This window comes from Serratia sp. NPDC087055, assembly GCF_044900985.1.
GTDB lineage: Bacteria > Pseudomonadota > Gammaproteobacteria > Enterobacterales > Enterobacteriaceae > Serratia.
In genome coordinates this window covers 2,188,903-2,200,658 of record NZ_JBJDOG010000001.1, presented here as the reverse complement: position 1 = coordinate 2,200,658, position 11,756 = coordinate 2,188,903, and the positions used below count along the sequence as shown (strand labels likewise).

Below are 11,756 nucleotides of genomic sequence, written 5' to 3'. Positions count from 1 at the left end.
TGGTTGGCATGAAGACCACGTTCGGCAGGTGAGAATAGCGTGAATTTTCGCCGCTGAGATGAGGCCGAAGTCGGTTTTGTGAGAGTCGAATTATGCCAAAGGTAGGAATGCAGCCAATCAGAAGGCAGCAGTTGATAGATGCCACGCTGGCCGCGGTAAACGAAGTGGGAATGCATGACGCTACCATCGCGCAAATAGCGCGGCGGGCCGGGGTTTCCAACGGCATCATTAGCCATTATTTCAAGGATAAGAATGGCCTGCTGGAGGCCACCATGCGTTATTTGATTCGCCATTTGGGTGAGGCGGTAAAGCTGCGGTTGCAGGCGTTGAGCGATCACGCTCCGGCGTCACGGCTGCAGGCAATCGTCGCCGGTAATTTTGACGACAGCCAAATCAACAGTGCGGCGATGAAAACCTGGTTGGCCTTTTGGGCGAGCAGTCTGCACCAGCCGCAACTTAACCGGCTGCAACAGGTAAATGGCCGCCGTCTGTATTCCAACCTGTGTGCTGAATTTAGCCGTGTATTGCCGAAGGCAGAGGCACGATTGGCAGCGAAAGGGCTGGCGGCGTTGATCGACGGCCTGTGGCTACGCAGCGCATTGCGTGGGGCTGCGTTCAATCAGACACAGGCGATCGCACTCACGACCGATTACATTACGTTCCAACTCAGGGGGCACACGCCACCTTGAGGACAACCTAAGGAGAACCTATGTCCCGTTTTGGCTTACAGAAGCTCTATATTAATGGTGCCTATGTAGACAGTACCGATGGAAAAACTTTCAACGCGGTGAACCCGGCGAATGGTGAAGTGCTTGCCGAGATCCAGTCCGCCAGCGCTGAAGACGTCAACCGTGCGGTGGCCAGTGCAGCCAGCGGACAGAAGGTATGGGCGGCGATGACGGCGATGGCTCGTTCTCGTATCTTGCGCCGTGCGGTGGACATTCTGCGCGAACGCAACGACGAGCTGGCCGCGCTGGAAACCTTGGATACCGGCAAGGCCATGTCAGAAACCACGGCGGTGGATATCGTTACCGGCGCCGACGTGTTGGAATATTACGCGGGGCTGATCCCGGCGATCGAAGGCCAGCAGATCCCGCTGCGCGAGAGCGCTTTTGTGTATACCCGTCGTGAACCGCTGGGCGTGGTTGCCGGTATCGGCGCATGGAACTACCCGATCCAGATCGCCTTGTGGAAGTCTGCGCCAGCCCTGGCGGCAGGCAATGCGATGATCTTCAAACCGAGTGAAGTGACCTCGCTGACGGCGTTGAAACTGGCGGAGATCTACACTGAGGCCGGTTTACCTGACGGTGTATTCAACGTGCTCACCGGCAGCGGCGCAGACGTCGGCCAGTACCTGACCGATCACCCGGGTATCGCAAAGGTGTCGTTCACCGGTGGGGTGAAAACCGGTAAAAAAGTGATGGCCAACGCGTCAAGTTCAACGTTGAAAGAAGTCACTATGGAACTGGGGGGCAAATCACCGCTGATCATCTTTGATGATGCCGATCTGGACCGTGCGGCTGATATCGCCATGATGGCCAACTTCTACAGTTCCGGTCAGGTCTGCACCAACGGTACCCGCGTATTTGTGCCGGCAGCGCTGCAGGTACAGTTTGAAGCCAAAATCCTCGAGCGCGTAAAACGCATTCGTCTGGGTGACCCAACTGATCCACAAACCAACTTTGGCCCATTGGTCAGTTTCGCGCATATGGAATCCGTGCTGCGTTATATAGAAAGCGGCAAGAACAGCGGCGCACGCCTGTTGTGTGGCGGTGAGCGTGTGACTGACGGTGATTTCGCCAAAGGGGCTTATGTGGCGCCGACGGTATTTACCGACTGCAGTGACGAAATGGACATCGTGCGTGAAGAGATCTTCGGGCCGGTAATGAGCATTCTCAGCTATCGAACTGAAGACGAAGTGGTGCGCCGCGCCAATGACACGACTTTCGGCTTGGCAGCAGGTCTTGTGACGAATGATCTCACCCGCGCCCACCGGGTGATCCACCAATTGGAAGCCGGTATCTGTTGGATTAACACCTGGGGCGAATCGGCGGCTGAAATGCCCGTCGGCGGTTATAAGCAATCTGGCGTCGGCCGTGAAAATGGCCTGACAACGCTGGAGCACTACACCCAGATCAAGTCCATTCAGGTAGAGCTTGGCGAGTATACCTCCATATTTTAAGTATCCCATCATCGATTAAATGCTTGTCTGGGAATCCCTAAGCTATTAATCATAAAAATATATACCCAATGGATTTCAAGTCACAGCTAGGCGGCAAGTGCGAGAGTCCCCAGGAGCTTACTTAAGTAAGTGACTGGGGGGAGCGCATGCAGCCAACAACGCTGTGGCTTGAAAGACGAAGGGTATAAGGAGATATCGATGGAATTCGATTACATCATCATCGGTGCCGGCTCGGCCGGTAACGTATTAGCCACCCGTTTAACCGAAGACGCCGACGTCAGTGTGCTGCTGTTGGAAGCCGGTGGTCCGGATTATCGGATGGATTTTCGTACCCAGATGCCGGCCGCGCTGGCATTCCCGCTGCAGGGCCGTCGCTACAACTGGGCGTATGAAACTGACCCTGAGCCACACATGAACAATCGCCGCATGGAGTGTGGCCGTGGCAAGGGGTTGGGTGGTTCGTCACTGATTAACGGCATGTGCTACATCCGCGGCAACGCCATGGATTTTGATAATTGGGCGAAGGCACCGGGTCTGGAAGACTGGACTTATTTAGACTGCCTGCCCTATTTCCGCAAGGCGGAAACCCGCGATATTGGACCCAATGATTTTCACGGCGGTGATGGCCCGGTGAGTGTCACGACACCGAAAGCCGGTAACAACGCGTTGTTCCACGCGATGGTGGAAGCCGGTGTCCAGGCGGGTTATCCACGTACCGACGATCTGAACGGTTTTCAGCAAGAAGGTTTTGGGCCGATGGACCGCACCGTCACGCCGAAAGGGCGTCGTGCCAGTACCGCCCGGGGCTATCTGGATCAGGCGCGCTCCCGTCCTAATCTGAAGATTGTGACCCACGCGTTGACCGACCGCATTCGTTTCGAAGGCAAGCGTGCCGTGGGCGTTGATTATTTGCAGGGCGAGAGCAACTCTCTCACCCGCGCGCGCGCGCGTCGAGAAGTGCTGCTGTGCGCAGGTGCAATAGCTTCGCCGCAGATTTTACAGCGTTCCGGCGTTGGTCCTGCGTCATTACTGAACCGTCTGGACATTGATCTGGTGCACGATCTGCCCGGCGTGGGTGAGAACTTGCAGGATCATCTGGAAATGTACCTGCAATACGCCTGCAAAAAACCGGTGTCGTTGTACCCGGCGCTACAGTGGTTTAACCAACCGAAAATTGGCGCGGAATGGCTGTTTAACGGCACCGGCATTGGCGCCAGCAACCAATTTGAAGCGGGTGGCTTTATCCGCAGCCGCGAAGAGTTTGCCTGGCCAAACATTCAGTACCATTTCTTGCCGGTAGCGATTAACTACAACGGCAGCAACGCGGTGAAAGAGCACGGTTTCCAGGCGCATGTGGGTTCTATGCGTTCTCCAAGCCGTGGCCGTGTGCAGGTGAAATCAAAAGATCCGCGCCAGCATCCGAGCATCTTGTTTAACTATATGGCGACAGAGCAGGACTGGCAGGAATTCCGAGACGCTATTCGCATCACGCGCGAAATCATGGCGCAGCCGGCACTGGATGAATACCGTGGCCGTGAAATCAGCCCAGGCCCGGAAGTCCAGACCGACGAACAGTTAGACGCCTTTGTACGCGAGCATGCTGAGACCGCTTTCCATCCTTCCTGCTCCTGTAAAATGGGTGAGGACGAGATGGCGGTGGTGGATGGGCAAGGACGGGTGCACGGTATGGAAGGCCTGCGGGTTGTTGATGCGTCAATTATGCCGCTGATCATTACCGGCAACCTGAATGCCACCACCATCATGATTGCTGAGAAAATTGCCGATCGTATCCGCCAGCGTACGCCGCTGCCACGAAGTACTGCCGAGTATTACGTGGCTGGCGATGCTCCGGCACGCAAACTGTAACCCAACATGTCCTCTCGCCGCTGAAGGGAAGGGCTGCTGTAGCAAGCAACCCCCTCTCCAAAGTTCTTCCCCGAGGCGGGGGGCACTTCATCTCTGTCATTCTTCTCGCTGCACCTTGAAACTGCGACGTCTAAATCGGCTTAAGCCGGCAGGGCGATCGCCTGATCGAAACTGTTTGGTGTCGCCATGCGCCACATGCGCGCATAGAAATCACTTTCTATTTCTTTCTGCAGCAGTGCACCGGGTTCCAGGTAATAATAGATGTCGGCATAAACCTTGATTTCAGTTGAGGTAATGCGGCGTAGCATATGATGAGAAGTGAGCTGTTCCGGTCGACTGACCCCGGCAGCGGCCAGCATTTCTGCCAGTGCTTTCACGGTATTCTGGTGGAAATGATAAACGCGCTCTGCTTTGTTGGGCACCACCAAGGCTTTCTGCCGCAGTGGATCTTGGGTAGCAACGCCGGTTGGGCAATGGTTGGTGTGGCAACTCTGAGATTGAATACAACCGACAGCGAACATAAAGCCGCGTGCTGAATTCACCCAATCGGCACCTAATACCAATACGCTGGCGATATCAAAGGCGCTGATGATTTTACCGCTGGCACCAATCTTGATGTGGTCACGTAATCCGCAGCCTACCAGGGTATTGTGCACGAACAATAACCCCTCACGTAACGGCATCCCCATGTAGTTGGATAACTCGAGCGGCGCAGCGCCGGTCCCGCCTTCTTTGCCATCCACCACGATAAAGTCCGGCAATATTTGGGTTTGCAGCATTGCTTTGGCGATGGCGACAAATTCCCACGGGTGACCGATGCACAGTTTAAAGCCCACGGGTTTGCCCCCAGACAATTCACGTAACTGCTGAATGAAGTGCATCATTTCCACGGGCGTGGTGAAGGCGCTGTGTGAGGCTGGCGAAATGCAGTCCACCCCTTCAGGTACCCCACGCGTTGCCGCAATTTCCGCATCCACTTTTTTAGCCGGCAGAATACCGCCATGACCGGGTTTCGCCCCTTGGCTCAGTTTGATTTCAATCATTTTCACCTGTGGGGTTTTAGCCTGCTCGGCAAAGCGCTGCGGATCAAAATGGCCGTCTGCGGTGCGGCAGCCGAAATAGCCACTGCCCAGCTCCCACACCAGATCGCCACCGTTTTCACGGTGATAGCGGCTGATGCTGCCTTCACCGGTGTCATGATAGAAATCTCCTTTTGCCGCCCCCAGATTGAGCGCACGAATCGCGTTGGCCGACAGTGCGCCGAAACTCATGGCCGAGATATTAAAAATTGAGGCGGAGTAAGGCTGGCTGCAATCCGGGCCGCCTATTGCGACACGGAAACTGGTTGGATCGGATACGGCAACCGGCCGCATGGAGTGGCCAATACATTCGTAGCCGGTTTGATAAACGTCTAACTGGGTCCCAAAGGGTTTGTCGCCCATCTCATTTTTGGCACGACGGTAGACCAGCGTGCGCTGGGTGCGTGAGAACGGGATCTGCGCGTTATCTTCTTCCAGCAGGTACTGGCGTATTTCCGGACGGATAAATTCGAAGAAAAAGCGTAAACGGCCGATGATGGGGTAGTTACGGCAGATGGCATGGCGTTGCTGGGTGAGGTCGTAAACCCCCAGTACACTCAGTGCGCCAAAAATGATTGCCGGCAGCCAAAACCAGGGCTGGTGGGGCAATAGCGTCAATGACGCCAGCGTCAGCAAGAGGCTTAAGACAAAGCAGGTATAACGGCTGAATAACGATGACTTCATAACATCTCCTGATGTTTTTTTAATCCAGACGACATGACTCTCGGGATAATCCCGTGAGTGAATCGTAACCAATAGGCAGGAGTGTTATGTGGCTGTTGCTGCTTTGTCGTTCGTTGTTACATAAATTTAACGAGGGGCGTTACTCAGGCCGCCGGGGGGCGGCCTGGCAATCACTTGTTGGCGACAAAAATCGTGCTCATGCTACGTAACCGCAGCTTTTTCATCGCGCTGTATTTCTGCGAAAAAATCGTTTTGGGGTGAGTACCGCGCTTTTGGGCAATATGCAGTAGGCTGTCACCGCGCAGTAAATTGAAGATAACGTCACTTTCTGCCGGGCTAAGCTCCCGGGTTTTCTGCATTTTTATCCCGCCAGGTTCTTTGCTTTCCAACAGGTTTTGTATTTTTTCCTGCAGCGAATAAAGTGGAATACGCGTAGAGACCAATTCAACGGAAATCCCCAGGATAGACAACAGCTTTACTACGCGCTCATCATCATAAAAAACCAGCAGCCGCGTTTTAGAATTGTATTGCTGATGGAGAGATACAAGGCTTTCGATGACGTTGACGCTTTGTTCCAGATTTTGTGAGGTGAAGATCAGCGCGATATCGTGCTTAATTATTTTCTCCGCCTTAGCGCCACCATGCATAAAATCTGAAAACAGCCTGATATCGTACTTGCCGTAATGTTTTTTCAGTAACACCGAAAGGCCGACATAGCTGTACTTACACTCACTAATAACAAGGACATTGTTTTTAGACATAATGGAGAACACCCATAATGAGTTAAAAGTATTCAGCTGTAAGAAGCGAGTTCAAATCCTTGATGTCGGATTCCTTCCACAGCTTTCCCTGCAGTGCGTAATATGGCATTTCGTCCAGCCATTTTTTATGTTCGGGAGTTTCTACTCCTTCGATAATTACCTTGTAATGATTAAGGTAAAAAAAGCGCAATAAAGCGCGCATTAAACCCTCGCCACCGGACTTCTTCATAAAGTCCCATAATAAGAAACGGTCGAGTTTAACGAAGCGGAACTGACTGTTATACAACGCGGAAAACCCCGCATAGCCTGAACCAAAATCATCGAGCCAAAATGAATAGCTCTTCAGTGAAGGATCGCCATGAACACGGTCTTTTACTAACCGAGTCGAGTTTTCACTGATTTCGAAATGAATACATCGGGTGGCGCTAATTCTTTCTGCAAAATGGCTATTGGCCAGAGAACGAAGAGAATGGTCGTCTACATTTAGTGTTGCGATAACCTGGTTTTCGCGAAACCAGTGGTTATATTTTTCTATCAGACTGACCTGATCCAACAAAATCTCAATTCGCGTGGCGCTATCAGCTGTACGAAAGAACTGTTCAGGAGAGAAATGGGCATATTCACTATTAAAAGTGAATCTTGATAGACACTCAACGGCCAGCAATTGTCCCGATTTTGCGAACATAGGCTGGAAAACATAATTAATTCCGTTATTTTTCTCTCTAAAAGAACCGCGCATTCCTCAATCCCTTGATTGATGTATAACTGTTTGTTTTTTAAAACATAATTTAATGAAATTTGGCTGTTTATGGGTAAATGTCTTATTTAAAGCAGCCAAGATGTGCAATGCCGCTTACAGACCATCAAAGGGGCTTTTTGTCGCGAATTCTAAAGTGCTCAAAAGGTAACAAAATGTAAATATACGGAATAATGTACTGATAATTAGGTCTTAAGACAAAATGTCCGACTGCATGGCTTTCCAAAACACAGATTATTCCTATTCGATTGAATCGTCAACATCGATCGATAGGTATTTGTTGATAGTTTATTCCTATCAAGAGGGGGGTTATGAATGTTTTAAACGATTTAACAATAAGAATGCCGTTGGTCTATATTTCGTCCGGCAATGGGTTCATCGAGGCAACACTCCTTTTAAGCAAGGAGTGCTATCGCTGAGTGTATGCTCAGTGCCGGGGATTAATATATTCGTCTGTCACTGAATCGATTATTTTATTGTTTTTCTATGGAGCTGGAAATGAAAAAAGTATTATTGCCTTTGGCTGCGCTGGTATTGTCTGCTACTGCTTATAACGCTACTGCTGCAAGCGGCAACGTTAAATTCACTGGTGAAATCGTACAGTCTACTTGTAAAGTAGTTGATAAAGACCAGAATAAAGAAGTTTACCTGGGTAAATATCCTACTACCGCATTCCCAACTTCTGGTTCTACCAGCGGTGCTAAAGCTTTCGATATTAGCCTGGAGAAATGTGAAGCCGGTAACTACACCCTGCGTTTCGACGGTAACACTCCTGCTGGCCACCCAGAGCTGTTGGCTGTAACTGGTGGCGCTAACGGCGTTGGCGTTGAAATCCTGGATAACAACGGCGCAACTCTGCCAATCTCTCAGGAAGTTGCTACTCCAGCTACCGTTTCTGTTGCTGCTGATGGCGACAACCCAGGTTCTGCAACTTTCAACCTGCGCGCGCGTTATAAATCTTACCAGGATCTGGTAACTGCGGGTCAGGCAAACTCTAACGCTACCTTCACCATCGAATACAAATAATTTAATTCGCTGGCAGGATAGATAGAGCTATTGGCCACGGACGGCTAAATTCTGAGAGTTGAGATATTCCGATGAAAAAAGTGCTTTCTTGTATTTTATTCGCGTTTTCCGTAAATGCTTTTGCCGGAATTCAAGTTGATTCGACGCGCGTAATTTATAACAGCGGAAGTAAATCCGCGTCGCTCTCAATCAGCAATGACAGCGATGACACCTATATGGTGCAAACCTGGCTGGATACTGGCGATTCAAGCCAGATGCCGAAGAATTTACCGATCGTGGTCACTCCACCAATTTTAAAACTGGCTGCCAAAAAAGACGCAATCCTGCGCTTTATTTATTCTGGCAGCGGGTTACCGCAGGACAGAGAAAGTCTGCTCTGGGTAAACGTACAGGAAATTCCACCAACCCCTAAGCAAGACAATGTGCTGCAGGTGGCGATCCGTACCCGTATCAAACTGTTCTACCGTCCTGAAGCCTTGAAAGCCAATCTGCAACAGCAGGCAGAGGCACTGAAATGGCAACGTCAGGGCAGCAATTTGGTTGTCACCAATAACGGTCCACTGTTTGTGACGCTGGGTGTTCTGACGCTGAAAAGCGGTGGCAAAAGCTGGAAAGTGAATGCCGATATGGTGAAGCCACAAGATAGCCTGAAAATTGCTTTGCCACAGGGTGCGCAGTCGGCCAGCAATATGTCGTTCACTTATATCAACGATTACGGCGGCCACACCGAGATTAAGAACGTTGCATTAAATTGATTTAAGCCCTTCAAGGAATGAACAAAAAATGGCACATAAAAGAATAACAACCCTCACGCCAAAACGTTTGGTCAGGCTGATTAATGGTGTAATTTATTTTTCTGCGGTGCCATTTTCATTCTATCATATGGCCATGGCGGAGGAGCAGTTCAATACCTCCTTCATCCATGGCGACGACAACATTGCCCAGGTGGCAGCGTTGTCCAGCGGCGACGATATCCTACCCGGTAAATATCCCTTTGATATTTACCTGAATGGTCAGCGTATCGATCACCGTGATATCGAATTCAAAAAAGACGCCAAAGACACGCCGGTGATGCCATGCCTGACAGCGCAGGATTACCAGGACTATGGCGTTAAACTGCCAGGCGATATGAAAACCGAAGGCGCTGCGCAGTGTTATGCCCTGTCACAGCAAATTTCGGGTGCCAAGCTGAGCTATGACGCTGCTATACAGCGTATGGATCTGGAAGTTCCACAGGTATTTCTGGAGCCGCGTCCGCAAGGGGCCATTTCGCCGAAGGTTTACGATCGTGGGATTAATGCCGGCTTCATCAACTATAACTTCAGCGGCAACCACAATAATTACAGCAATAACGCCAATGATAAAACATCCGACTATTACTTCCTGAGCCTGAACAACGGTCTCAACATCGGTAATTGGCGTTTGCGCAATAACTCGACGCTGAACCAGCAGTCGGGTGCCGGTACGCACTGGAATACCGTTTCAAGCTGGGCAGAAACTGACATTGTTTCCATGCGTAGCCGCTTGGTGATTGGCCAGACCAATACTAATAACAACGTATTCGACAGCATCCAATTCCGCGGTGTGCAGATTTCCAGCGCCAACGATATGCTGCCGGAAAGCCAGCGCGGTTATGCGCCGGTAGTGCGCGGCGTGGCTTCGACCAACGCCCGTGTCGAGATCCGCCAAAACGGCTATACCATATACAGCACCAACGTGCCGCCGGGCCCGTTTGCGCTGACCGACATCTTCCCGAGTACACTGAGCGGTAACCTGAACGTAACGGTCATTGAGGCCAACGGTTCAAGAACCACTTTCGTCGTGCCATTCTCTTCCGTGCCGAACATGTTGCGTGAAGGGATCTGGGATTATCAGATGACGGCCGGTAAATACCACGACGGCACCACCAACTACCAGCCGAAGTTTGTGCAAGGCACCTTGTCACACGGGATGGCTTATGACATTACGCCATACGGCGGCGTATTGGTGGCGGAAAATTACCGTTCTGCGGTGTTGGGTATGGGTAAAAACCTGGGTACCTGGGGGGCAGTGTCTTTTGATATGTCCTATTCCGATACCAATCTGGTCAGCGGCGACAGCAAACAGGGTGAGAGCTTCCGCTTCCTGTATTCCAAGTCGCTCAGCGACTGGGGCACGGAGTTCCAGATTGCTGGTTACCGTTATTCGACTTCCGGCTACTACGATTTCTCCGATGCGGTTGCTGAACGCGATCGCTATGAAAATGGCTACTACCGTAATGACTACTACGATGAGAATGACCGCACTCAGGGCGTACCTGACTGGGCTGAATCACGTCGTCGTACTTATTACACCAGTAAGTTCAGTAATAAACGCCAGCGTGTAGAGTTGTCGATCAACCAGCGTATTGCAGGGAACTCGACGCTGTACACCAACGTCAGCAACCAGTCATACTGGGGCGGCTCCGGTCAGGATCGTACTGTTCAGACTGGTTTCAACAGCAGCTACAAAAACATCAGTTACGGCGTGTTCTATCAGGACAGCCGCAGCAACTACGGTTATAAAGATCGCAGCATCAACATGACGGTATCCATCCCGTTCAGCTTCTTTAGCCGGGACTCGTCTGATATGACGGCCAGCTTCAACGCAGGGCACAGTAAGCAGAGCGGTAATACCTACAGCGCAGGCCTGAGCGGTACCGCGTTGGATGATAACCGTCTGAACTACGCGGTGCAGAGTGGTCACGATCGTTACTCCGGTCAAACCACATCGGCTAACGTTGGTTATCAAGGCAGTATGGGTACGGTGAATGCCGGTTACAGTTACAGCAATGATTACCAGCAGTCTTCGTTGGGCGTATCGGGCGGCATTGTGGCGCATTCCGGCGGTGTTACGCTGACGCAGCCGCTGCAAAACACCTTTGTGTTGGTAGAAGCTAAAGACGCCAAGGGCGTTCGCCTGGAAAACCAGCCGGGTGTGGCTATCGACCGCTTCGGTTATGCGGTGATGACCTCGGCCTCGCCTTATCGTCACAACCGCGTTGCGCTACGCACCGAGGATATCGGCAATGGCCTGGATATCCCGATGGCGGCCCGCGACGTAGTACCGACCTATGGCGCTATTTCCCGCGTGAAATTTGAAACGCATACCGGCCAAAGCCTGCTGGTGCACAGTAAACTGTTAGACGGCAGCGTACCGCCAATCGGCGCCAACGTGTTCAGCGCTGACGGCAAGAACAACGGTACCGTAGGTACAAATGGGGATATTTATATCTCCGGGGCATCCGCAGGGGATCGCCTGTTGGTTAAATGGGGCAGCGATGCTGGCGACAGTTGTTCGTTGATAGTGCCGGAACTGAAATCAGCGACCGAGCAGCTGATGGGTTACCAGGAGCTTTCGCTGACCTGCGGAAAACCGTAAAA

General features: G+C 51.6%; 9 protein-coding genes. 6 read left to right on the top strand and 3 right to left on the bottom strand.

The window, feature by feature from the left end; genetic code table 11:
• Positions 1-92: 92 nt before the first annotated feature.
• From betI to betA, 3 genes are all read left to right on the top strand, one after another.
• On the top strand, positions 93-689 hold the full coding sequence (gene betI / locus ACI2J2_RS10400) for a transcriptional regulator BetI (RefSeq protein ID WP_209632388.1): 597 nt from the start codon (positions 93-95) through the stop codon (positions 687-689).
• 20 nt (positions 690-709) lie between these two features.
• Positions 710-2,182 carry a betaine-aldehyde dehydrogenase gene (gene betB / locus ACI2J2_RS10395; protein ID WP_404760032.1) on the top strand — a complete coding sequence of 491 codons (1,473 nt, stop codon included), beginning with the start codon at positions 710-712 and terminating at the stop codon, positions 2,180-2,182.
• A 198-nt stretch (positions 2,183-2,380) separates the two neighbouring features.
• The gene (gene betA / locus ACI2J2_RS10390; protein WP_404760031.1) at positions 2,381-4,048 is read left to right on the top strand and encodes a choline dehydrogenase; all 1,668 of its coding nucleotides are present in this window, start codon (positions 2,381-2,383) and stop codon (positions 4,046-4,048) included.
• Positions 4,049-4,188: 140 nt separating this feature from the next.
• Here betA and ACI2J2_RS10385 read toward each other — a convergent pair whose 3' ends face one another.
• The 3 genes from ACI2J2_RS10385 to ACI2J2_RS10375 all read right to left on the bottom strand — a co-directional run bounded on the left by ACI2J2_RS10385 (position 4,189) and on the right by ACI2J2_RS10375 (position 7,311).
• Entirely contained in the window at positions 4,189-5,811 is a 1,623-nt protein-coding gene (locus ACI2J2_RS10385) for an FMN-binding glutamate synthase family protein (protein WP_404760030.1), read from the bottom strand.
• A gap of 170 nt (positions 5,812-5,981) precedes the next feature.
• The gene (locus ACI2J2_RS10380; RefSeq protein WP_209632392.1) at positions 5,982-6,572 is read right to left on the bottom strand and encodes a LuxR family transcriptional regulator; all 591 of its coding nucleotides are present in this window, start codon (positions 6,570-6,572) and stop codon (positions 5,982-5,984) included.
• 22 nt (positions 6,573-6,594) lie between these two features.
• Positions 6,595-7,311: an EAL domain-containing protein gene (locus ACI2J2_RS10375; RefSeq protein WP_404760029.1), complete on the bottom strand. Its 717-nt coding sequence runs from the start codon at positions 7,309-7,311 to the stop codon at positions 6,595-6,597.
• Positions 7,312-7,827: 516 nt separating this feature from the next.
• Between ACI2J2_RS10375 and ACI2J2_RS10370 the strand changes: the two genes are divergently transcribed.
• The 3 genes from ACI2J2_RS10370 to ACI2J2_RS10360 all read left to right on the top strand — a co-directional run bounded on the left by ACI2J2_RS10370 (position 7,828) and on the right by ACI2J2_RS10360 (position 11,754).
• Positions 7,828-8,355 (top strand): fimbrial protein, encoded by a 528-nt coding sequence (locus ACI2J2_RS10370; RefSeq protein WP_012005952.1) that lies wholly within the window; start codon positions 7,828-7,830, stop codon positions 8,353-8,355.
• 71 nt (positions 8,356-8,426) lie between these two features.
• Complete coding sequence (locus tag ACI2J2_RS10365) at positions 8,427-9,110, top strand: molecular chaperone (RefSeq protein WP_404760028.1); 684 nt, start codon at positions 8,427-8,429, stop codon at positions 9,108-9,110.
• Positions 9,111-9,138: 28 nt separating this feature from the next.
• A complete protein-coding gene (locus ACI2J2_RS10360) occupies positions 9,139-11,754 on the top strand; it encodes a fimbria/pilus outer membrane usher protein (protein WP_404760027.1) in 2,616 nt (871 codons plus the stop codon).
• Positions 11,755-11,756 lie beyond the last annotated feature (2 nt).